This is a genomic window from Kitasatospora sp. NPDC057692 (genome assembly GCF_042799475.1).
In the GTDB taxonomy this organism is placed as follows: domain Bacteria; phylum Actinomycetota; class Actinomycetes; order Streptomycetales; family Streptomycetaceae; genus Kitasatospora.
In genome coordinates this window covers 1-25241 of record NZ_JBHVIV010000106.1, presented here as the reverse complement: position 1 = coordinate 25241, position 25241 = coordinate 1, and the positions used below count along the sequence as shown (strand labels likewise).

5 protein-coding genes are annotated in these 25241 nt (G+C 74.7%); 4 read left to right on the top strand and 1 reads right to left on the bottom strand.

All coding sequences use genetic code 11. The annotated features are described in order from the left end of the window. A partial coding sequence (gene ccrA, locus ACFVFS_RS35975; RefSeq protein ID WP_380629148.1) for a crotonyl-CoA carboxylase/reductase occupies positions 1 to 842 on the bottom strand: 842 nt, incomplete at its 3' end. Positions 843 to 1754: 912 nt separating this feature from the next. On the opposite strand from ccrA, the gene ACFVFS_RS35970 reads away from it, so the two are divergent. From ACFVFS_RS35970 to ACFVFS_RS35955, 4 genes are all read left to right on the top strand, one after another. Continuing rightward, on the top strand, positions 1755 to 4514 hold the full coding sequence (locus ACFVFS_RS35970; protein ID WP_380629150.1) for an AAA family ATPase: 2760 nt from the start codon (positions 1755 to 1757) through the stop codon (positions 4512 to 4514). 358 nt (positions 4515 to 4872) lie between these two features. Then, entirely contained in the window at positions 4873 to 17907 is a 13035-nt protein-coding gene (locus tag ACFVFS_RS35965; RefSeq protein WP_380629147.1) for a type I polyketide synthase, read from the top strand. Continuing rightward, the gene (locus ACFVFS_RS35960) at positions 17907 to 22919 is read left to right on the top strand and encodes a type I polyketide synthase (protein ID WP_380629146.1); all 5013 of its coding nucleotides are present in this window, start codon (positions 17907 to 17909) and stop codon (positions 22917 to 22919) included. The genes ACFVFS_RS35965 and ACFVFS_RS35960 overlap by 1 nt, the downstream gene beginning before the upstream one ends. 58 nt (positions 22920 to 22977) lie before the next feature. Then, positions 22978 to 25241, top strand: a 2264-nt coding sequence (locus ACFVFS_RS35955) for a type I polyketide synthase (protein WP_380629144.1), incomplete at its 3' end; no start/stop codon positions are given.

Sequence of the window (25241 nt, the reverse complement as noted above, 5' to 3'; positions counted from 1 at the left end):
TAGCCCTCGGCGCTGCGGTCGATGATCGCCTCGGCGCCCATCGCCCGGCAGATCTCGGCCTTCTGCGGGCTGGAGACGACGCAGATCGGGGTGGCCCCGCCGGCGAGGGCGAGTTGGGTGGCGTAGGAGCCGAGGCCGCCGCTGGCGCCCCAGATCAGCACGTTGTCGCCCTGCTTCATGCCCGCGCCGTTGCGCGAGACCAACTGGCGGTAGGCGGTGGAGTTGACCAGGCCGGAGGCGGCGGCCTCCTCCCAGGTCAGGTGCCCGGGCTTGGGCATCAGCTGGTTGGACTTCACCAGGGCCAGCTGGGCGAGGCCGCCGAAGTTGGTCTCGAAGCCCCAGATCCGCTGCGCGGGGTCGAGCATGGTGTCGCCGTGGCCGTCGGCGGACTCCAGCTCGACGGACAGGCAGTGGGCGACGACCTCGTCACCGGGGTGCCAGGCGTTGACACCGGGGCCGGTGCGCAGCACCACGCCGGCCAGGTCGGAGCCGATGACGTGGTACGGCAGGTCGTGGCGCCGGCCCAGCGGGGAGTGCCGCCCGTAGCGCTCCAGGAAGCCGAAGGTGGGCAGCGGCTCGAAGATCGCGCTCCAGACGGAGTTGTAGTTCACCGAGCTCGCCATGACCGCGACCAGCGCCTCGCCGGGGCCGAGTTCGGGGACGGCCACCTGGTCGACGTGGAGGGACTTGCGCGGGTCCTTGTCCCGGCTCGCCATTCCGGCGAACATCTCGGCGTCCTGCTTGCGGACCGTCACGGCCCGGTACGACTCGGGAAGCGGCAGGGCGGCGAAGTCCTGCCGGGTGGCTTCGCCGGACAGGACGGCGCTCAGGATGGATTCCACGTCAATCACCTCAAGGCGGCTGGCTACTGCGACAGATGGGAGACGGTGAGGAGGGATCGGGCCCGCGCTGAACGAGTCGCCGAGGGGTCGCCGAACGAGTCGCTGAACGAGTCGCCGACCGGATCACGGGGGGCGCACCGGCCGCCATCGTAGGAGGCGATCCCCCCCTACCAGGGTGTCCCGGCTCCCCTAACTCCGGTCGTCGGCGTCCTCACCGCGGCGTCCGCCGACGGCGGCGGGACGCGGCCCGGGACGGCGCACGGACGCCCGGGGCGGCGCCGCTCGCGGGGGTGGCCCGCCGAGGCCCCGGCCAACCGCCGGACCGGGTCGTCCCGCACGGTCCACGACGCGCGGTTTCCCCGGGGCCGGATCACCCTGGCGTACCGCGCAGGCAAAACGCCCGGCGCCCACTCCGCGTCGGCGAGGATCCCGCCGACGCCACCGTCAACCGGCAACCGGCAACCGGCAACCGGTCAAGGCCGGAATCCGGACGTGGGATTTTCAACAATCGCCCGGTTATCCGGATAGCCAACGTGCAGATCGCTGATACCCGACGGTCGGCCGCCGTTCATCGGCCGCCGCAGCGAACGGCACGAGGGCCGCGGCCGCCCCGGCGGCCACCCCAAAAACTGGCTGAAAACATGTCCACTCCAGTGGTTTATCCCGCAAAAGTTGATCATGTACACCCCTAACCCCAGCCCACAGCCCCCCTACCTCCGGTGAAGCCGTTGCGCCGCCGAGCAGGACGTGACTCACCATCAGCTGCCGAACGCCCGGTTCCCGTGTACGAAGAAACCCGGGAAGGTCGATCTATTGATCGCCACCCCTATCACTCGGGTAGCATCCCCCCAACCGTCGTCGGCGATACGGGGACCGGCTGGCGGCGAGCTGACCACGATCGGAGTGTTGGGGATGCTGACGGGCAGAGGCGAGCAACTCACCAAGCTGACGGATGAATTCTCCCGGTGCCTCTCCCGCAATGCAGGTGTCGTCGTTCTCCAAGGGCCAGCTGGATTTGGAAAGACAGCAATCTTAACGGAATTCGCACGACAGTTGGCGCCCACTCGGGCGGCGGTTCTCCGCATCGTCGGGAACCCCGGGGAGCGCGACGTTCCGCTGGCCGCCCTGCGCCAGCTGCTCCACGACCCGGCCCTGCCGGCCCCGGCGCAGGCGCCGCTGCGGGCCGCGCTGGGCGTACGGGCCCCCGCCGGCGCGTCCTCCACCGCCCCCGACGCCCTCGCGGCGGCCGACACGCCGCCCGGCCAGCAGGGCTTCTGCCTGGCCCTGCACGAGCTCGCCTCCCACGCGCCCGTGGTGGTCCTGGTAGACGACGTCCAGCACGTCGACGCCCCGACGCTGCGCCACCTGCTGGCCGCCACCCGCTCGATGCACGGCGCTCCGATGCTGCTGGTCCTCGCCGAGTCCGCCGTCCACGAACGGTGCGGCGACCCGACGCTGCGCACCCTCCTCCTCCAGCACCCGAACCGGCTCCGGCTCATCCTGCCCCCGCTGCGCCCCGAGGACGTGGCCGAGGCGCTCGGCAGGACCTTCGGCACGGCCGAGGCGCACCGCCGGGCCCCCTCCTGGCACGCCGTCAGCGGCGGCAACCCGCTCCTGCTCCGGGCCCTGCTGGAGGACCACCACACCGCCGCCGCCCAGGGACACGCCCCCACCACCGGCGAGCCCCTGGTCGGCGAGGCCTTCATCTCCACGGTGCGCAGCATCCTCAAGCGCTCCGGCCCGATCGCCGAGGAACTGGTGACGGGGCTGTCGGTGCTCGGCCGCGCCGCCTCGCCCGACCTGCTGAGCCTCATGCTGGACGTCAGCCGCGGCACCGTGACCCGCGGCCTCCAGGCGCTGAACGCGGTCGGGCTGATGGACCGCTACACGCTGCGCCGCCCGCTGGTGCAGACGACGCTGCTCGACGAGATGGCGCCGCAGTCCCGCGCCGCCCTGCACCGGCGGGCGGCCGAGGTGCTGCACCGCGCCGGCGGCAGCAACCTGAAGGTGGCCGAACACCTGCTGGCCGCCGGCAACACCGTCCCGTTCCAGCCATGGGCCGTCGACGTGCTGCGCTACGCGGCCGAGCAGGTGCTCGCCGGCGACGTGCCGCTGGCGGTGCGGTACCTGGAACTCGCCTGCGAAGCCTGCACCGGTCCGGCGCAGCGCACCGAGATCCGGCTCAGGCTCGCGGCCGTCCTGTTGCGCCTGGACCCCTCGGCGGTCGAGACGCACCTGGTCGAGCCGCTGACCCTGCTGGGCAGCGACCGGCTGCCCGAGTCCTGCGCGGCCCCGCTGGCCCGGCTGCTCTTCGCACTGGGCCGGGTCGAGGAGGCCCGGCGGACGCTGGACCGCTTCGGCGGCGCCGACCACGACGGCCCCGGCGGCGCGCACCCGCCCGGGACGCTCGACACCGCGCTGATCGGCTCGACGCTGACGACGCCGGGGCACAGCTCCGCCGCGCCGGCCGTGTCACTGCCCGACCCCACCCCGGCGCGCCCGGTCCGCAACGAGCCGGTCGCCCTGGTGGCCGAGGGCTCGCTGCAACTGCTGGCGCTCACCGAGGCGACCTTCGAGCCCGCCGTCACGGCGCTGTCCGCCCTGGCCCGGGGCAACCACGGCTCCGCCGAGATCGAGACCTGGTGGCAGCTGCTGACCGCCGAGGCCCAGGGCTGGCAGACGCCCGGCTGGCGGACCATACTCGCCATGATCCGCAGCGAGATCTCGCTGTGGCAGGGCGATCTGCACAAGGCGGTGGAGCACGCCTCCGACTCCCTGGAGGGGATCGCCGAGGAGGTCGGCGACGTCTTCGCCGCCGGGGCGATCGCCACCCAGATCCTCGCCTACACCGCCATGGGGCGGCTGAACGCGGCTGGCCGCCAGCTCAGCCGCCCGGTCCGGGACAGCGTCTTCCGCAGCACCTACGGGCTGAAGTACCTGCGGGCCCGGGGCCACTACTACCTGGCGACGGGACGGGCGCACGCCGCGCTCGGCGAGTTCCTGATGGCGGAGCGGCTGGCCAAGCAGTGGAACATCGACCAGCCCGTGCTGCTGCCCTGGAACCTGGACGTCGCGGAGGCGTGGCTGCGCATCGGCGAGCGGGAGCCGGCCGAGCGCCTGATCAGGAGCCAGCTCAAGGAGATCGGCAGCTCCCGTATCCGGGGCACCGCGCTGCGGCTGCACGCCGGCCTCAGCGAGCCCGCGCTGCGGCCCCGGACGCTGGCCCTGGCGGTGGCGGAGCTGGAGAGATCCGGCGACCGGCTCGAACTGGCCCGCGCCCTGGCCGACCTGGGGCGGGCGCACCGGGCCCAGGGCGACTTCAGCCGGGCCGGCGCGGTCACCGACCGGGCCTGGCAGATGGCCAAGGAGTGCGGGGCCGACGCCCTGTGCGAGGCCATCCGGCCGGGCCGGCTGAAGTCGCACGAGCGCGCCCAGGTGGACGACAGCGAGGCCGGCCCGCTCGCCAAGCTCAGCGATTCGGAGCTGCGGGTCGCCGCCCTCGCGGCGCAGGGATCCACCAACCGCGAGATCGCGGCCGAGCTGTACATCACGGTGAGCACGGTCGAGCAGCACCTCACCCGGGTGTACCGGAAGCTCAACATCCGCGGGCGGCGGCAGCTCATGGTCGACTTCCCGGTGGACCGCGTCCCCATGGCGTCCGGATTCGCTTGACGAGGGCGGCCGGACACGGATCGTGACGTTTCCTATACGATTCCGCCCGGCCGACCCCCTGTCATGCCCCGTACGACCCCTACAACGTTCCGCAGGCTCCTCCCCCACCGTCCGCGTTGATAATTTGAATGCGTCGGCACCGGCCATTCGGGCCGCAACCATTCGATGGCACACGGAGGAAATCGGGCGGCGGGGGCCTCCGGCAACGCTCCCGAAATGACGTGAAATACGGTAGGGGTCGCGGCCGGAAAACTAGGGGCTGGCCCGCCCCTACCTCGCGCGATAGCCTCCCGGCAGATCCAACTGCCCGACCTTTCTTCCGCATTTGAATTCCTGTGGAGAGGCGATCCGAGTCGCGATGTCTGGGAACACCGAGATGCACAACGATCCGATCGCCGTCGTCGGATTGGCCTGCCGCCTTCCGCGCGCGACAAATCCGGATGAATTCTGGGGACTTCTGCGTGACGGCGTCGACGCCATTACCGGAATTCCCGGTGAACGTTCCGGGATCGCCGGAGCCGATCCGGAAACCAGCCGGGGCGGATTCATCGGGCAGATCGACCGGTTCGACCCGGGCTTCTTCGGGATATCGCCGCGCGAGGCCGCCGCCATGGACCCGCAACAGCGGCTCGTACTCGAACTGGGCTGGGAGGTGCTGGAGGACGCGGGCACCGTCCCCGCCGCCCTGACGGGCAGCCGCACCGGCGTCTTCGTCGGCGCCGTCGCCGACGACTACGCGGCCCTCCAGCACCGGCTGGGGCCGCCGGCCCTCACCCAGCACTCGCTGACCGGACTGCAGCGCGGCATCATCGCCAACCGCCTCTCCCACACCCTCGGACTGCGCGGCCCCAGCCTGGTCGTGGACACCGGCCAGTCCTCGTCCCTGGTCGCCGTCCACCTGGCCTGCGAGAGCCTGCGGCGCGGGGAGTCGCACATCGCACTGGCCGGCGGCGTCAACCTCAACCTCGCGCCCGAGAGCTTCGCCGGCGCCTCGAAGTTCGGCGCCCTCTCCCCCGACGGCCGGTGCCACACCTTCGACGCCCGGGCCAACGGCTACGTCCGGGGCGAGGGCGGCGCCCTCGTCGTCCTCAAGCCGCTCTCCCGGGCGCTCGCCGACGGCGACCGGGTCTACTGCCTGGTCCACGGCTCCGCGACGAACAACGACGGCGGCGGCCTCAGCCTCACCACGCCCGACCAGGCCGGGCAGGAGGAGGTCCTGCGCGAGGCCTACCGGCGCTCCGGGATCGCCCCCGCCGAGGTGCAGTACGTGGAACTGCACGGCACCGGCACCCGGGTCGGCGACCCGGTCGAGGCGGCGGCCCTCGGGGCGGTGCTGGGCGCGGCCCGGCCCGCCGACGGCCCGCTGCGGGTCGGCTCCGCCAAGACCAACGTCGGCCACCTGGAAGGCGCGGCCGGCATCACCGGCCTGCTGAAGGCCGTCCTCTCCCTCCACCACGCGGAACTCCCGCCGAGCCTCAACTTCGAGACGCCCAACCCGGCCATCGCGCTCGACGCGTTGAACCTCCGCGTCCAGACCGAGCGCGAGGCGTGGAACCGCCCCGACGGCGGGCCGCTGATCGCGGGCGTCAGCTCCTTCGGCATGGGCGGCAGCAACTGCCATGTGGTGCTGTCCAGTTGGTCGGACGCGGCGCAGCCCTCGGAGGCGGCCGACAGCGGTTCCGTGGTGCCGTGGGTGGTGTCCGGAAAGACGGCGGCCGCGCTGCGGGCCCAGGTGGAGCAGCTGCGCGAGTACGTGGCGGCCTCGCCGGAGCTGTCGCCGGTGGACGTGGGCTACTCGCTCGCGACGGGCCGCACCGCCTTCGAGCACCGCGCCGTAGTGGTCGGGCGCGACCGCGAGGAACTGCTGAGCGGCCTGGAGGACGTGACCGGCACCCAGGTGACCGACGGCCGGACGGCGTTCCTGTTCACCGGACAGGGCGCACAACGGCTCGGCATGGGACAGGAGTTGTACGAGGCGTTCCCGGTGTTCGCCGCCGCGTTCGACGAGGTCTGCGCCGCCGTCGACGAACACCTCGACCGTCCGCTGCGCGAGATCATCGCCTCCGACGCCACCGCGCTGGAGGGCACCGGATACGCGCAGGCCGCGCTGTTCGCGATCGAGGTCGCGCTCTACCGCCTCGTCGAATCCTGGGGCGTGCAAGCCGACTTCCTCGTCGGCCACTCCGTCGGCGAACTCGCCGCCGCTCATGTCGCCGGGGTGTGGTCACTCCACGACGCGTGCGCCCTGGTGGCAGCCCGCGGACGCCTGATGCAGGCCCTGCCCGCCGACGGCGTCATGGTCTCCGTCATCGCCACCGAAGACGACGTACTCCCCCACCTGATCGGTCACGAGGACCGCGTCTCCATCGCCGCCCTCAACGGCCCCACCGCCACCGTCCTCTCCGGCCACGAGGACACCGTCCAGGCCATCGTCGAAGCCGGCGGCTGGAAATCCACCCGCCTGCGCGTCAGCCACGCCTTCCACTCGCCTCTGATGGAACCGATGCTGGAGGACTTCCGCCAGATCGCCCAGGGCCTGGAATACCACGAGCCGAAGACCGCGCTGGTCTCCAACGTCACCGGCGACGTGGCTTCACCCGAACTCGTCCGCTCACCCGACTACTGGGTCCGCCACGTCCGCGAGGCCGTCCGCTTCCACGACGGCATCACCACCCTCAACACCCGTGGTGTCACCCACTACATCGAACTCGGCCCCAACGCCGTCCTCACCACCATGGCCCAAACCTGCGTCCAGGACGGCGAGTTCATCCCCCTCCTCCGCAAGAACCACCCCGAAGAAACCTCCGCCGTCACCGCACTCGGCCGCATCCACACCACCGGCCTCACCATCGACTGGGACACGATCTTCACCGGAGCCCACCGCGTCGACCTCCCCACCTACGCCTTCCAACGCGACCGCTACTGGCTCGACACCCCGACCCCCGAACTCGACGCCACCGGTGCCGAGGAGCCGTCCACCTGGCGCGACCGCCTCGCCGCCCTCGCCGACGAGACCGAGCAGCAGGAGGCCGCCGAGGAACTCGTCCGCAGGCACGCCGCATTCGTCCTCGGCCACGCCACCCCCGGGGCGATCGACACCGGCCTGGCGTTCAAGGAACTGGGCTTCGACTCGGTCGGCTCGGTCGAACTGCGCAACCGGCTGAACGCCGCCGCCGGACTGCGGCTGTCCGGCACGGTCCTCTTCGACCACCCCACGCCCGCCGCCCTGGCCCGGCACATCCGGACCTCCGCCGCGGACCTCGACGCACGGGGCGGCGCCGCCGCCCTCCCCTCGGCGCCCCGGCCGTCCGCCGAGGACGGCGACGACCACGACCCGATCGCGATCGTCTCGATGAGCTGCCGCCTCCCGGGAGGCGTGCGGACGCCCGAGGACCTGTGGGAGGTGGTCGCCGCCGGCCGGGACGTCGTGGCGGGCTTCCCCACCGAGCGCGGCTGGGACCTCGCGGACCTGTACGACCCCGACCCGTCCAAGCAGGGCAAGAGCTACGCCCGGGAGGGCGGCTTCCTGCACGACGCGGGCTGGTTCGACCCGGCCTTCTTCGGCATCAGCCCCCGCGAGGCCCAGGCCATGGACCCCCAGCAGCGGCTGCTGCTGGAGACCTCCTGGGAGGCCCTGGAGCGCGCGGGCATCCGGCCCGCCTCACTGAAGGGCAGCCGCTGCGGGGTGTTCGTCGGCGCCATGCCCCAGGACTACGGGCCCCGGATGGAGGAGCCCTCCGAGGGCTACGAGGGCTATCTGCTCACCGGCAGCACCACCAGCGTCATCTCCGGCCGGATCTCCTACACCCTCGGCCTCGAAGGCCCCGCCGTCTCGGTGGACACCGCGTGCTCGGCCTCCCTGATGGCCATCCACCTGGCCGTCCAGTCGCTGCGCCGGGGCGAGTGCTCCCTGGCGCTGGCCGGCGGTGTCACCGTGATGTCCAGCCCCGGCATCTTCGTCGAGCTCAGCCGGCAGAAGGCGCTCTCCGCCGACGGCCGCTGCAAGGCCTTCTCCGCGCAGGCGGACGGCACGGGCTGGGGCGAGGGCGCCGGCATGATCCTGCTGGAGCGGCTGTCCGACGCCCGGCGCAACGGCCACCAGGTGCTGGCCGTGGTCCGCGGCAGCGCCGTGAACCAGGACGGCGCCAGCAACGGCCTGACCGCCCCGCACGGCCCCTCGCAGCAGCGGGTGATCCGGGCGGCGCTCGCGGACGCGGGCCTGTCCACCCGGGATGTGGACGCCGTCGAGGCGCACGGGACGGGCACCGCCCTCGGCGACCCGATCGAGGCCGGGGCGCTGCTCGCGACCTACGGCCAGGACCGGGCCGACGGGCAGCCGCTGTGGCTCGGCTCGCTGAAGTCCAACTTCGCCCACCCCCAGGCGGCGGCCGGGGTGGCCGGGGTCATCAAGATGGTGATGGCCATCCGCCACGGCCTGCTGCCGCGGACCCTGCACGTCGACGCGCCGTCCCCGCACGTGGACTGGGAGTCGGGCGCGGTCGAGCTGCTGACCGCGGCGACGCCGTGGCCGTCGACCGGGCGCCCGAGGCGGGCCGGCGTCTCCTCCTTCGGGATCAGCGGCACCAACGCCCACGCCATCATCGAGCAGGCCCCGCAGGAGGCCGCCGCCCCGCCCGGGAGCACCTCGCCGGACGACACCCTTCCCGTCCCGCTCCCCTGGACGCTCTCCGGCCGCACCGAGCAGGCGCTGCGCGCCCAGGCCGAGCGGCTGCGCGAGCACCTCGCGGCCCACCCGGACACCGGGCTCGCCGACCTCGGGTACGCCCTCGCCACCACCCGCACCGCCTTCGCCCACCGCGCCGCGATCGTCGCCGACGACCGCGCGGGCTTCCTCCAGGGCCTCGACGCCCTGGCCGAGGGCACGACCGTCCCCGACCTGGTGGAGGGCACGGCCGGCGACCGGCGCAAGGTCGCCTTCGTCTTCCCCGGCCAGGGCTCGCAGTGGCTCGGCATGGCGCAGGAGCTGTGGCAGGACTCGCCGGTCTTCGCCGAGCAGCTGCGGGCGTGCGCGGAGGCGTTCCGGCCGTTCATCGACTGGTCGCTGCTGGACGTGCTGCACGACGAGCCGGACGCGCCCTCGCTGGACCGCATCGACGTGATCCAGCCGACCCTGTTCGCGGTGATGGTGTCCCTGGCGGCCGTGTGGCGGTCGTACGGGATCGAGCCCGCGGCCGTGGTCGGGCACTCCCAGGGCGAGATCGCCGCGGCCTACGTCGCCGGCGGACTGACGCTGGAGGACGCGGCCCGCATCGTGGCGCTGCGCAGCCTGCTGTGGTCGGAGCTCACCGGGAAGGGCGGTATGACGGCCGTCTCGCTGCCCGCCGACGAGGCCCGCGAGCGCATCGCCCGCTGGTCCGACCGGTTGTCGATCGCCGCCGTCAACGGCCCGAGGTTCGTGACCGTCTCCGGCGACCCCGGGGCCCTCGACGAGCTGCAGGCCGCGCTGGAGGCCGAGGGGGTGCAGGCCCGCCGGATCCGCGGCGTCGACACCGCCGGCCACTCCGCCCAGGTGGACGTCCTGCGCGAGCGCATGCTGGAGGGGCTGCGGACGGTGGCACCGACGTCCTCCGCCGTCCCGTTCTTCTCCACCGTGACCGGTGAACGGCTGGACACCCGTGAGCTGGACACCGCGTACTGGTACCGCAACATCCGCGACACGGTCGACTTCGAGCAGGCCGCGCGGACGCTGCTGGCCGCGGGCTTCACCGGGTTCGTCGAGTGCAGCCCGCACCCGGTGCTGCTGACGGCGCTCCAGGAGATCGCCGAGGAGGCCGGCACCGGGATCGCCACCGCGGGCACGCTGCGCCGTGAGGAGGGCGGGGCGCGGCGCTTCGTCGCCTCCCTCGCACAGGCCCAGGTCCAGGGGATCGAACCCGACTGGTCGGCGGTCTTCGCCGGGCACGGCGCGCAGCGGGTGGAGCTGCCGACCTACGCCTTCCAGCGCGAGCTGTACTGGCTCTCCCGGCCCGCCGCGAGCGGTGACGTGTCGTCGGTGGGCCTGGACCCGGCCGACCACCCGCTGCTCGGCGCCGCGGTCGCCCTGGCCGGGTCGGACGCCCACCTGTTCACCGGCCGCCTGTCCGTGCAGACGCACCCCTGGCTCGCCCACCACACCGTGCTGGGCACCCCGGTGCTGCCGGGCGGCGCCTTCGTCGAACTCGCCGTCCGCGCGGGGGACCACCTGGGGTACGAGCGGATCGAGGAGCTGGTCGTCGAGGCGCCGCTGGCCCTCCCCGCCCAGGGCGCGGTGGTGCTCCAGGTCCGGCTCGGCGCGGCCGAGGACGACCGGCGGACCTTCGAGGTGTTCGCGCGCCCGGAGCGGACGGAGGCGGCGGACCGGGCCGAGGCGGACCAGCCCTGGCAGCGGCACGCCGCCGGCGTCCTCGCGGCCGCCGCCGGCCAGGCCGAGCCGTTCGACCTGGCGGCCTGGCCGCCGGCCGGCGCGGTCCCGGCGGAGGGCGCCGGGGCGGACGGGATCACCGCCCTGTGGCGGCTCGGCGACGAGGTGTACGCCGAGGTGGCCCTGACCGAGGACACCGCCGCCGAGGCCGCGCTGTTCGGCCTGCACCCGGCGCTGCTGGAGGCCGCCCTGGGCGCGGCGGAGGCGCTCGGCGAGGACGGCGCCGCGGGCGCGGACCACGACGCCCGGCTGGCGTTCGCCTGGAAGGACGTCGCGCTCCACGCGACCGGTGCGTCCGCCCTGCGCGTGCGGCTGACCCCCACCGGACCCGACGGGCTGTCCGTGGCGCTCGCCGACCCGACCGGCCGGCCCGTGGCGGCGATCGGCGAGGTGGCCCTGCGCACGACGCGCCCGGAGGAGATCCGGGGCGGCCGTCCCGCGTTCCACCGGTCGCTGCTGCGCGTGGCGTGGGGCCCGGTGCGGGGCGGCGGGTCCCCGGGATCCCGCCGCTGGGCGGTCCTCGGGGACGACGGCCTCGCCCTGCGCCCCGGCCTCGACCTGCCCGCCCTCGACCTCGACGCGGACACCGCCGAGGTGCCGGACGCGGTCCTGGTCGCCTGCACCCCGCCGCAGGAGGCCGCCGCGGGCACCGCGGACGCCGTCCGGGAGGTCACCCACCGGGCCCTGGCGCTCGCCCAGCGCTGGCTGGCCGAGGAGCGGTTCGCCTCCTCCCGGCTGGTGTTCGTGACCCGGGGCGCCGTCGCGGCCGCCCCCGACGAGGACGTGCCCGACCCGGCGCACGCCGCGCTGTGGGGACTGATCCGCTCGGCGCAGACCGAGGAGCCGGACCGGTTCGTGCTGGTGGACCTCGACGCGGCCCCGGAGTCGCTGCGCGCGCTTCCGGCCGCGCTGGCCTCCGGCGAGCCCCAGCTCGCCGTCCGCGCGGGCGCCGTGCTCGCTCCCCGGCTCGCCCGGGTCGCGGCCGACGCCCCGGCCGTCCCCCCGTCGTTCGACCCGGACGGCACCGTGCTGATCACCGGCGGCACCGGGACGCTGGGCGCCCTGGCGGCCCGCCACCTGGTGGCCGGGTACGGGGTGCGGCACCTGCTGCTGACCAGCCGCCGCGGCCTCGACGCCGCGGGCGCGGAGCAGCTGCGGTCCGAACTGGCCGACGCCGGAGCCTCGGTGACGGTGGCCGCCTGCGACGTCGCGGACCGCGCGGCGCTCGCCGACCTGCTGGCCCGCGTGCCCGCCGCACACCCGCTGACCGCGGTGATCCACACCGCCGGCGTGCTGGACGACGGCGTCCTCGCGGCCCTGACCCCCGAGCGCGTCGACGCCGTCCTGCGGCCGAAGGTGGACGCGGCGGCGAACCTGCACGAGCTGACCGCCGATCTGGACCTGGCCGCCTTCGTGCTGTACTCCTCCGTCGTCGCCACCATCGGCGGCGCCGGACAGGCGAACTACGCCGCGGCCAACGCGTTCCTCGACGCCCTGGCCCGCCGCCGCCGGGCCGCCGGCCTGGCCGGCCAGTCGCTGGCCTGGGGCCTGTGGGCCGAGCGCAGCACCATGAGCGTCCACCTGGACGACACCGACGTGCAGCGGATGGCCCGCTCCGGCATCGCCGCCATGCCCTCGGCGGAGGGCATGGCCCTGTTCGACACCGCCCTCGCGCTCGGCGACGCCGCGCTCGTCCCGGCCCGTACGGACCTGGCGGCGCTGCGGGCCCAGGCCGACACCCGGCCGGTCCCCCACCTGTTCCGGGGCCTGGTGCGGACGCCGAACCGGCGGGCGGCGCAGGGCCTCGCCGTCTCCGGCGCCTCCTCGCTGGCCCAGCAGCTGGCGGCCCTGCCCGGGCCGGAGCGCGACCGGTTCCTGCTGGACCTGGTGCGCTCCCACGCCGCGGCCGTCCTCGGCCACGGGTCCCCGGACGCGATCGCCCCGGCCCGGGCCTTCCGCGAGGTCGGCTTCGACTCGCTGACCGCGGTGGAACTGCGCAACCGGCTGAACACGGCCACCGGGCTGCGGCTGCCGACCAGTCTGCTCTTCGACTACCCGACCCCCGAGGCGCTCTCCGCGCACATCCGCACGGCGGCGCTCGGGGAGTCCGACACCGCGGCCGCGCCGGCGGCGGGCACGGCGGCCGTCGCGGACGACGACCCGATCGCCATCGTCGCGATGAGCTGCCGGCTGCCCGGCGGCGTGCGCAGTCCGGAGGACCTGTGGCAACTGGTGGCCGACGGCGGCGACGTCATCTCCACCTTCCCCACGGACCGGAACTGGAACGTCGAGGACCTCTACGACCCCAACCCGGACCAGCGCGGCAAGACCTACGCCAAGGAGGGCGGGTTCCTCTACGACGCCTACGACTTCGACCCGGAGTTCTTCGGGATCTCGCCGCGTGAGGCGCTGGCGATGGACCCGCAGCAGCGGCTGCTGCTGGAGACCTCGTGGGAGGTCGTGGAGCGCGCGGGCCTCGACCCCGCCGGGCGGCGCGGGACGCCGACGGGCGTGTTCATCGGCACCAACGGGCAGGACTACGCCTCGCACCTGCGGCAGCTGCCCGAGGACCTGGAGGGCTACCTGCTGACCGGCAAGGCCGCCAGCGTGGTCTCCGGCCGCATCGCGTACGCCATGGGCCTGGAGGGTCCGGCGGTGACGGTCGACACGGCCTGCTCGTCCTCGCTGGTGGCGCTCCACCTGGCCGCGCAGTCGCTGCGGCGGGGCGAGTGCTCGATGGCCCTGGCCGGCGGTGTCACCGTGATGTCGACCCCCAGCCTGTTCATCGAGTTCAGCCGGCAGCGCGGACTGGCGCGCGACAGCCGTTCCAAGGCGTTCTCGGCGGCCGCCGACGGGACCAGCTGGTCCGAGGGCGCCGGGATGGTGCTGCTGGAGCGGCTGTCCGACGCCCGGCGCAACGGCCACCAGGTGCTCGCCGTGCTCCGGGGCAGCGCGATCAACCAGGACGGCGCCAGCAACGGTCTCAGCGCGCCCAACGGCCCCGCTCAGCAGCGGGTGATCCGGGCCGCGCTGGCCAACGCGGGGCTGCGGCCCGAGCAGGTCGACGCGGTGGAGGCGCACGGTACCGGGACGACGCTGGGCGACCCGATCGAGGCCGGCGCGCTGCTGGCCACCTACGGCCAGGGACGGCCGGAGGACCGGCCGCTGTGGCTCGGGGCGCTGAAGTCCAACATCGGTCACACCCAGGCCGCCTCCGGCGTGGCGGGCGTGATCAAGATGGTGATGGCGCTGCGGCACGGCGTGCTGCCCGCGACCCTGCACGTGAACGAGCCCTCGCCGCACGTCGACTGGTCGGCCGGCGCGGTCGAGCTGCTGACCGAGGCCCGGCCCTGGCCCGAGACCGGCGCCCCGCGCCGGGCCGGTGTGTCGGCCTTCGGCATCAGCGGCACCAACGCCCACGCCATCGTCGAGCAGGCACCGGACGCCGCCGATGAGCCCTCCGCGCAGGTCGTGCCCCACGGTGTCGATTCCGTGGTGCCGTGGGTGGTGTCCGGTAAGACGGCGGCCGCGCTGCGGGCCCAGGTGCAGCAGCTGCGCGAGTACGTGGCCGCCTCGCCCGAGCTGTCGCCGGTCGATGTGGGCTACTCGCTCGCGACGGGCCGCACCGCCTTCGAGCACCGCGCCGTAGTGGTCGGGCGCGACCGCGAGGAACTGCTGAGCGGCCTGGAGGACGTGACCGGCACCCAGGTGACCGACGGTCTGACGGCGTTCCTGTTCACCGGCCAGGGCGCACAGCGTGTCGGCATGGGCCAGGAGTTGTACGGGGCGTTCCCGGTGTTCGCGGCCGCGTTCGACGAGGTCTGCGCGGTGCTCGACGGGTATCTGGACCGCCCGCTGCGCGAGGTCGTCCTCTCCGACGCCACCGCATTGGAGGGCACCGGCTACGCGCAGGCCGCCCTGTTCGCGATCGAGGTCGCACTGTTCCGCCTCGTCGAATCCTGGGGCGTACGCGCCGACTACCTCGTCGGCCACTCCGTCGGCGAACTCGCCGCCGCCCATGTCGCCGGTGTCTGGTCACTCCCCGACGCATGCGCCCTCGTGGCCGCCCGCGGACGCCTGATGCAGGCCCTGCCCACCGGCGGCACCATGATCTCCGTCATCGCCACCGAAGCAGACATCCTCCCCCACCTCGCCGGCCACGAGGACCGCGTCTCCATCGCCGCCCTCAACGGCCCCACCGCCACCGTCCTCTCCGGCGAAGAAGAAGCGGTCCAGGCCATCGTCGAAGCCGGCGGCTGGAAGTCCACCCGCCTGCGCGTCAGCCACGCCTTCCACTCACCCCTCATGGAACCGATGCTGGACGACTTCCGCCAGATCGCCCAGGGACTCACCTACCACGAGCCGAAGACCGCGCTGGTCTCCAACGTCACCGGCGACGTGGCCTCGCCCGAACTCGTCTGCTCACCCGACTACTGGGTCCGCCACGTCCGCGAGGCCGTCCGCTTCCACGACGGCATCACCACCCTCAACACCCGCGGCGTCACCCACTACATCGAACTCGGCCCCGCCGCCGTCCTCACCGCCATGGGCCAAACGTGCGTCCAGGACGGCGAGTTCATCCCCCTCCTCCGCAAGAACCACCCCGAAGAGACATCCGCCGTCACCGCACTCGGCCGCATCCACACCACCGGCCTCACCATCGACTGGGACACGATCTTCACCGACGCCCACCGCGTCGACCTCCCCACCTACGCCTTCCAACACGATCGCTACTGGTTCGCGACGCCCGCCGTGGCCGACGCGCCGTCGGCCGGCGCGCACGACCTCGCGTCCGCGTCGCCGGCCGCCTCCGTGGACGGGCGGTTCTGGGCGGCGGTCGAGCACCAGGACCTGGACGCGCTGGCGGCGATGCTCGAAGTCGACCCGGCCACGCCGCTGAGCGACATGGTGCCCCTGCTGTCCTCCTGGCACCGCCGGCAGAACGACCGTGCCACCCTGGAGGCGTGGCGGTACCGGATCGCCTGGTATCCGGTGGCCGCCGAGCCGCGAGGCACACTGGCCGGCACCTGGCTGGTCGCCGTTCCGACGGCCGTCGCCCCGGAAGCGGGGCGCGACGCCCACACCGCCGTCCTGCGCGCCCTGGAGGAGCGCGGAGCGCGGACGGTCACCGTCGAGCTGGCCGAGGGCGATCGCGACGCGGTCGCCGCCCGCCTGCGGGAGGCCGCGGCCGGCGAGGCGCCGGCGGGCGTGCTGTCCCTGCTCGCCTTCGCCGACGGGCCGGACCCGCGGCACCCGGTCCTGCCGCACGGCCTGGCGCTGAACCTGGCCCTGGTGCAGGCGCTCGGGGACGCGGAGGTCGGCTGCCCCCTCTGGCTCGCGACCCGCGCCGCCGTCTCGGTGAGCCCGACCGACCCCGTCGACCGTCCCGAGCAGGCGACCGTCTGGGGCCTGGGACGCGTGGTCGGCCTGGAGCACCCCGAGCGCTGGGGCGGTCTGGTCGATCTGCCCGCCGTCGTCGACGAGCGCGCCGCCGCCCGGCTGGCCGGGGTCCTGGCCGCCGCGGGTGACGAGGACCAGCTGGCGGTGCGCACCGCGGGCGTCTTCGTCCGGCGGCTGGTGCACGCCCCGCTGGGCACGCCGGCCGGCGAGGCCAAGTGGCAGCCCAGCGGCACCGTCCTCATCACCGGCGGCACCGGCGGCCTGGGCGCCCAGGTGGCCCGCTGGCTGGCCCGCACCGGAGCCGAGCACCTGGTGCTCACCAGCCGGCGCGGTTCCGCGGCGCCGGGGGCCGAGGAGCTCGCGGCCGAACTGCGGGACCTCGGCGCCCGGGTGACGGTCGCCGCGTGCGACGTCGCGGACCGCGCGGCGCTGGCCGGGCTGCTGGACGGCCTGGAGGCCGAGGGCCGCGCCGTCCGCGCGGTGTTCCACGCGGCCGGGGTGGTCCACTTCCGGCAGGTCGCCGACAGCACCGCGGCCGACTTCGCGGCGATGGCCGAGGGCAAGGTGTCCGGCGCCGTCCACCTCGACGAACTCCTGGACGGTCCCCGGCTGGAGGCGTTCGTGCTCTTCTCCTCCGTCGCCGCCGCCTGGGGCAGCGGCGGGCAGGGCGCCTACGCCGCGGCCAACTCCTTCCTGGACGCGCTCGCCGAGAAGCGCCGGGCGCGCGGCCTGGCGGCCACCTCGGTGGCCTGGGGCCCCTGGGCGGACAAGGGCATGATCGAGGGCGAGGGCGTGGAGGAGCACCTGAGCCGCAGGGGCCTGCCGCCGATGGCACCGGACCTCACGGTGGCGGCCCTGCACGGGGCGCTGGCCCGGCAGGAGACCACTCTGGTCCTCGCCGATGTGCGCTGGGACCGGTTCGTGCCGGGCTTCACCGCCGCCCGACGCCGCCCGCTGATCGACGAACTGCCGGAGGTCCGGCGGGCGTTGGAGACGGCCGCGGAGCCGGAGGCGGCCGCGCGGGAGAGCGCCGGCACCGTCACGGAAGGCCTGGCCGCCCTGCCGGACGCGGAGCGGGAGCGGATCCTGACCGACCTGGTGCGGACGCACACCGCGGCCGTCCTCGGCCACTCCTCCCCCGACGCGATCGCCGACGACCGCGCCTTCAAGGAGCTGGGGTTCGACTCGCTCACGGCCGTCGAGCTGCGCAACCGGCTGAACGCCGCCACCGGGCTGTCGCTGCCCGCCACGCTGATCTTCGACTACCCCGCCCCGGCTCCGCTCGCCCGGTACCTGCGGGCCGAGCTGTTCCCGCCGCAGCCGATGACGGCCGACGCCGTCCTCGACGACCTTGACCGGTGGGAGGAGGCGCTGGTGGAGCTCACCGCGGACAGCGGCGTCCGCGAGCGGCTCACCAGCCGTCTGCAGGACCTGGTGGCACGGCTCGAAAGCACCGGCGGCAGCGGCGGCACCCCGCAGGGCGACGCCTCGGCCTCGGTCGAGGAACAACTGCTGACCGCTTCCGCCGACGAGATCTTCAAGCTGATCGACAACGACTTCGGGGCGTCCTGATGGCCAACGAGCAAGAAGAGAAGCTTCTCGACTACCTCAAGCGGGTCAGCACCGACCTGCACCGCACCCGCCAGCGCCTCCAGGAGGTGCAGGACAAGGAGCGGGAGCCGATCGCGATCGTGGGCATGGGCTGCCGTTTCCCGGGCGGGGTCCGCTCGCCCGAGGACCTCTGGGAGCTGGTCGCGGCGGGCCGGGACGCGGTCTCCGCGTTCCCCGCCGACCGCGGCTGGGACCTCGACGGCCTCTACGACCCGGATCCCGCCACCTCCGGCACCTGCAACACCCGCCAGGGCGGCTTCCTCTACGACGCCGGCCGGTTCGACCCGGCGTTCTTCGGGATCTCGCCGCGCGAGGCGCTGGCGATGGACCCGCAGCACCGGCTGCTCCTGGAGGTGTCCTGGGAGGCCGTCGAACGCGCCGGGATCGACCCGCTGTCACTGAAGGGGGCGAACGCGGGCGTCTTCGTCGGCGCGACCTCCTTCCAGTACGGGGGCGATCCGGCGGTGGCGGACCCGAGCGTCGAGGGCCACCTGCTGATCGGCAACGTGACCAGCGTGGCCTCGGGCCGGATCTCCTACACCCTCGGGCTGGAGGGGCCCGCCATCACCCTGGACACCGCGTGCTCGTCCTCGCTGGTGACCCTCCACCTGGCCGTCCAGTCGCTGCGCCGGGGCGAGTGCTCGCTGGCCCTCGCGGGCGGCGCCGCGATCGTCGCCAACCCGGGTGTCTTCGTCGAGTTCAGCCGCCAGCGCGGCCTGGCCCCCGACGGCCGCTGCAAGGCCTTCGCGGCCGGCGCCGACGGCACCGGCTGGGGCGAGGGCGCGGGCATGGTGCTGCTGGAGCGGCTGTCGGACGCGCGGCGCAACGGGCACCCGGTGCTGGCCGTCGTGCGGGGCAGCGCGATCAACCAGGACGGCGCCAGCAACGGCCTCAGCGCACCCAACGGCCCCGCCCAGCAGCGGGTCATCCAGCAGGCGCTGGCCGCCGCCGAACTGACCACGGCCGACGTCGACATGGTGGAGGCGCACGGCACCGGCACCCGGCTCGGCGACCCCATCGAGGCACAGGCACTGCTGGCCACCTACGGCCGGGGCCGCCCGGCCGACCAGCCGCTGCGGCTCGGCTCGCTGAAGTCCAACATCGGCCACACCCAGGCGGCCGCCGGGGTCGGCGGCATCATCAAGACCGTCCTGGCGATCCGTCAGGGCGTGCTGCCCGCGAGCCTCCACATCGACGAGCCCTCGCACGACGTGGACTGGTCGGCCGGCGCCGTCTCGCTGCTGCGCGAGGCCGCCCCGTGGCCGGAGCTGGGACGCCCCCGCCGGGGCGCGGTGTCGGCGTTCGGGGTCAGCGGCACCAACGCGCACGTCATCCTGGAGCAGGCCCCGGACCAGGAGGACGCCGGACCCTCGACCGCCGGACCCTCGACCGCCGGCGCCCCGGGCCCGCTGGCCTGGCCGCTGTCCGGCCGGACCGAGGCCGCGCTGCGGGCCCGCGCCGTGCAACTCCTCCGGCACCTGGACCGCCACCCGGAGGACGACCCGGCCGACCTCGGGGCCGCGCTGGCGCACACCCGCTCCGCCTTCGAGCGGCGCGCGGTGCTGGTCGGCCGCACCCGCGAGGACCTCCGCGCCGGCCTGGACGCGCTCGCCGCCGGGGTCGCCGCCCCGGGGCTGGCCGAGGGCGTCGCGGTGAACACCACCCGGCCGGTCTTCCTGTTCCCCGGCCAGGGATCGCAGTGGGCCGGCATGGCCGTCGAACTCCTCGACTCCTCAGCGGTGTTCGCCCAGCGCCTGGCCGAGTGCGAGCGGGCCCTGGCACCGTTCGTCGACTGGTCCCTCGAAGACGTCCTGCGCGAAGCCCCCGGCGCCCCGACCTTCGAGCGCGTGGACGTCGTCCAGCCGCTGCTGTTCTCGGTGATGGTGGCCCTCGCCGCCGTGTGGCGCTCCTACGGTGTGGAGCCCGCCGCCGTGGCGGGCCACTCCCAGGGCGAGATCGCCGCCGCGTGCGTGGCGGGCGCGCTGTCGCTGGAGGACGCCGCCCGGGTGGTGGCGCTGCGCAGCCAGGCGCTGCGGGCGCTGTCCGGGGACGGCGGGATGATGTCCGTCTCGCTGCCGCAGGACGCGCTCCTGGCGCGGATGGTGCCGTGGGGCGAGCGGCTGTCGCTGGCCGCCGTCAACGGCCCCGGCTCGATGGTGGTCTCCGGTGAGCCCGGGGCGCTGCGCGAGCTGCTGGCGTCCTGTGAGTCCGACGGCGTGCGGGCGAGGATCATCCCCGTCGACTACGCCTCGCACTCGCGGCAGGTGGAGCGGATCCACGGCCGGCTGCTGGAGCTGCTCGCGCCGATCGCCCCCCGGTCGTCCGAGACGGTCTTCTACTCGACGGTCACCGGCGAGCCGATCGACACCTCCGCCCTGGACGCCGAGTACTGGGCCCGGAACCTGCGCGAGACCGTCCGGTTGGAGCAGGCCACCCGCCGGATCCTGGCCGCGGGCCACCGGATCCTGATCGAGGTGAGCCCCCACCCCGTGCTGTCCTTCGCCGTGCAGGAGACCATCGAGGCGGTCGGCGCGGAGGCGGCCGTCGTGGGCTCGCTGCGCCGCGACGAGGGCGGTCCGGACCGGATGCTGCTGTCGCTGGCCCAGGCCCATGTGCGCGGCGCCGCGGTCGACTGGGCGGCCGTCCACCCCGGTCCCCGCACCCGTGCCGTGGAGCTGCCCACCTACCCCTTCCAGCAGCAGAACTACTGGCTGGAGACCTCCGCCGCGGTGTCCGCCACCGCGCAGGACCCGGTGGAGGCCGCCTTCTGGGCGGCGGTGGAGCGCGAGGACCTCCCGGCGCTGGCCGCGACCCTGGACGGCGACACCGTCTTCGGCACCGGCACCCTGCTCGGCACCGACACCGGCACCGACACCATTGTCGACACCGATGCCGATGCCGGGACGGCCGCCGCGCTGCGCTCGGCGCTGCCCCTGCTGTCCGCCTGGCGCCGCCGGCGGACGGACGGCGCGGCACTGGACTCCTGGCGGTACCGGACCGGCTGGCGGCCGCTCCCCGAGCCGTCCGCCGCGCCGCTCGCGGGCCCCTGGCTGGTCGCCGTCCCGGCGGGCCACAGCGCGGACCAGCCGGCCGCGGCCGTGCTCACCGGCCTGGCCGGCCTCGGCGCGGACCTCGTGCCCGTCGAGATCGCCACCGGCACCGACCGCGCCGCCCTGGCCGGGCTGATCCGCTCGGCCCTGGAGGACGCCGCGTCGGCCCCCGCCGGGGTGCTCTCGCTGCTCGCCCTCGACGAGGCGCCCCGCCCCGGTGCCCCGTCCGTCCCCGCCGGGCTCGCCCTCTCCCTGGCGCTGGTCCAGGCGCTGGGCGACGCCGGGATCGAGGCACCGCTGTGGCTGGCGACCCGGGGCGCGGTGTCGACCGGCGCCGACGACCGGCTCGACAGCCCCGCCCAGGCGGCCGTCTGGGGGCTGGGCGCGGTGATCGGCCTGGAATCCCCGGAGCGCTGGGGCGGCCTGGTCGACCTGCCGGCCGTCCTCGACGAACGGGCCGTGTCCCGGCTGGCCGCCGTGCTCGCCGATCGGCCCGGCACGGTCGGCGAGGAGGCCGAGGACCAGCTCGCGGTCCGGGGCGCGGGCGTGTTCGCCCGCCGCCTGCTGCGCGCCGCCGCGCCCGACCCGGCGGCCGGCTGGCGGCCGAGCGGCACCGTCCTGATCACCGGCGGGACGGGCGGCGCGGGCGCCTCGGTGGCCCGCAGGCTCGCCCGGGAGGGCGCCGAGCACCTGGTGCTGGTCGGCCGGCGCGGCAGCGCGGCACCCGGCGCCGCCGAGCTGGAGGCCGAACTCACCGCGTCCGGCGTCCGGGTCACGATCGCGGCCTGCGACGTCGCGGACCGCGCCGCACTCGCCGGTCTGCTGGAGTCCCTGCCCCGGGAGCTGCCGCTGACCGCCGTGGTGCACGCCGCGGGCGTCCTCGACGACGGCGTCCTCGACACCCTGACGGCCGAGGAGGCCGACCGGACCCTGCGGCCGAAGGTGACCGGGGCGCTGAACCTGCACGAGCTCACCAAGGACTGCGACCTGTCCGCGTTCGTGCTCTTCTCCTCCATCGCCGGCACCGTGGGCGCCGCCGGCCAGGGCAGCTACGCCGCCGCGAGCGCCGTCCTGGACGCGCTCGCGCACCAGCGCCGCGCCGACGGCCTGGCCTCCACCTCGGTGGCCTGGAGCGCGCTCGCCGACGGCGGCATGATCGACGCGGCGGTGGCGGAGCAGCTGCGGCGGCGCGGCGCGGCCCCGATGGCCGGCGACCGGGCCGGCGACGCGCTGCTCCAGGCGGTGGGCGGCGCCGAGCCGTGCCAGGTGGTCGCCGACCTCGACTGGTCCCGGTTCGCGCCCGCACTCGCCGCAGGCCGGCCGCTGCCCCTGCTGCGCGACCTGCCGGAGGCCCGGGCGGCCCTCGCGTCCGCGCCGGGTCCGGAGGGCGAGGACCACGACGACTCCGAGGCCCTGCTGCGGCGGCTCGCCCCGCTGGGCGGCGAGGACCGGCAGCGGGTGCTGCTCGACCTGGTCAGGTCGCTGGCCGCGGTCGTCCTCGGCCACCCCAACCCCACCGCCGTCGAGGCCGACCGGGCCTTCAAGGAGCTGGGCTTCGACTCGCTCACCGCGGTGGAGCTGCGCAACCGCCTGGGCGCGGCCACCGGGCTCCGGCTGCCGGTGACGCTGGTCTTCGACCACCCCACGGCCGCCGCGCTCGCCGCCCACCTCGGCGCTGAACTGCTGCCCGACGGCGGCTCCCCCGCCGGGCCCGTCCTCGCCGAACTGGACCGGCTGGAGGCGTCCCTGGCGTCGATCGGCCCCGACGCGGAGGCCCGCGCCGCGGTGTCCGAGCGCCTGCAGTCCCTGCTGCGCGGCTGGTCCGCATCCGCCGAGGCGTCCGGCACCGTCGACGACCTCGACGCGGCCACCGACGAGGAGATGTTCGACCTGCTGGACCTGGAACTCGACGACATCGCATGAACCACCGCACACCCACCCACGGCCTTCCGTTTCACGGTCTTCGAGGAGCTGACGAGTGATGGAGAACGAAGCGAAGCTTCGCGACTACCTCAAGCGGACAACCGCCAACCTGCGCGTGGCCCGTCAGCGCCTGGAGGAGCTCCAGGAGAAGGAGCACGAGCCGATCGCCGTGGTGGCGATGGGCTGCCGCTTCCCGGGAGGCGTCCGGACCCCCGAGGACCTCTGGGACCTCGTCGCCGAGGGCCGGGACGCGATCACCCCGTTCCCCGCCGACCGCGGCTGGGACCTCGACGCGCTCTACGACCCGGACCCGGACCGCCCGGGGCGGACCTATGTCCGCGAGGGCGGGTTCCTCGACGACGTCGACCGGTTCGACGCCCCCTTCTTCGGCATCTCGCCCCGTGAGGCGCTGTCGATGAACCCCCAGCAGCGACTGCTGCTGGAGGTCGCCTGGGAGACGCTGGAGCGCGCCGGGGTCACGCCCGGCTCGCTGCGCGGCTCCAGGACGGGCGTGTTCATCGGGGCCACGGACTTCGACTACGGCAGCAACGTCACCGACCTCCCCGAGGGCCTGGAAGGCCAGATGTCGCTGGGCGCGTCCGGTGCGATCCTGTCCGGCCGCGTCTCGTACACCCTCGGCCTGGAGGGGCCCGCCCTCACCGTCGACACCGCCTGCTCGTCCTCGCTGGTGGCCCTGCACCTGGCCTGCCAGTCGCTGCGCAAGGGCGAGTCGTCGATGGTGCTGACCGGGGGGACCACGGTCATGGCGACCCCGACCGGGTTCATCGAGTACAGCCGCCAGCGCGCCCTGTCCCCGACCGCCCGCTGCCGGGCGTTCTCCGAGGCTGCGGACGGCACCGTGTGGGCGGAGGGCGTCGGCGTTCTGCTGCTGGAGCGGCTGTCCGACGCGCGGCGCAACGGGCACCCGGTGCTCGCGGTCGTCCGGGGCAGCGCGATCAACCAGGACGGCGCGAGCAACGGCCTGACCGCCCCGAACGGCCCGGCGCAGCAGCGGGTGATCCGGGCCGCGCTGGCCGACGCCCGGCTGAAGCCCGAGCAGGTCGACCTGGTCGAGGCCCACGGCACGGCGACGACGCTGGGCGACCCGATCGAGGCCGGCGCGCTGCTGGCCACCTACGGCCAGGGACGGCCGGAGGACCGGCCGCTCTGGCTGGGCTCGCTGAAGTCCAACCTCGGGCACTCGGCGGCGGCCTCCGGCGTGGCCGGGGTCATCAAGACGGTGATGGCCATGCGGCACGGGGTACTGCCGCGCACGCTGCACGTGGACGAGCCGTCGCGGAAGGTGGACTGGGAGTCCGGCGCGGTGCGGCTGCTGATGCAGGAGCAGCCGTGGCCGCAGGGCGAGGAGCCCCGGCGGGCCGGTGTGTCCTCCTTCGGCGCCAGCGGCACCAACGCCCACACGATCATCGAGGAGGCGCCGGCGGAGGAGCCCTCGGAGAAGGTGGCCGAGGAGGAGCAGGGCGGGCCCGCCGTCGCCGCCGCGCTGCCGGGTTCGGGTGTGGTGCCGTTGGTGGTGTCGGCGCGCAGTGCCGCGTCCCTGCGCGGCCAGGCCGAACGCCTCGGCGCCCTCCTGGCCGACGGCGGAACCGAGTTGGGCGAGGTCGGCTACTCCCTGATCGCCTCACGCGCCGTGTTCGAGCACCGCGCCGTGATCCTCGCGACCGACACCGCCGACGCCACCGCCGGCCTCGCCGCACTGGCCGCCGACACCCCCGCCGACAACGTGACCACCGCCGTCGCGGGCCCCGTCGGCCGGCGGGTGTTCGTCTTCCCCGGCCAGGGCTCCCAATGGGCCGGCATGGCCGTCGAACTCCTCGACACCTCACCCGTCTTCGCCCAACGCATCGCCGAATGCGAACAGGCCCTCGCCCCGTTCGTCGACTGGTCCCTCCAAGACGTCCTGCGCGAAACCCCCGGCGCCCCGACCCTCGACCGCGTCGACGTCGTCCAGCCCGCCCTCTTCGCCGTCATGGTCTCCCTCTCCACCCTCTGGGCCTCCCTCGGTATCACCCCCGACGCCGTCGTCGGCCACTCCCAGGGCGAGATCGCCGCCGCCTGCGTCGCCGGAGCCCTGTCACTGGACGACGCCGCCCGCGTCGTCACCCTCCGCAGCCAGGCCATCCGCGCCCTCTCCGGCACCGGCGGCATGATGTCCGTCTCCCTGCCCGCCGACCAAGCCCGCGACCGCATCACCCCCTGGGGCGAGCGCATCTCCCTCGCCGCCGTCAACGGACCCACCTCCATGGTCGTCGCCGGCGAACCCGAAGCCCTCCGCGAACTCCAGACCTCCTGCGAAACCGA

What these genes read in the sequence shown, in the direction of transcription:
- ACFVFS_RS35970 (WP_380629150.1), top strand. Translation starts at nt 1,755, where the DNA reads ATGCTGACGGGCAGAGGCGAGCAACTCACCAAGCTGACGGATGAATTC.
- ACFVFS_RS35965 (WP_380629147.1), top strand. Translation starts at nt 4,873, where the DNA reads ATGTCTGGGAACACCGAGATGCACAACGATCCGATCGCCGTCGTCGGA.
- ACFVFS_RS35960 (WP_380629146.1), top strand. Translation starts at nt 17,907, where the DNA reads ATGGCCAACGAGCAAGAAGAGAAGCTTCTCGACTACCTCAAGCGGGTC.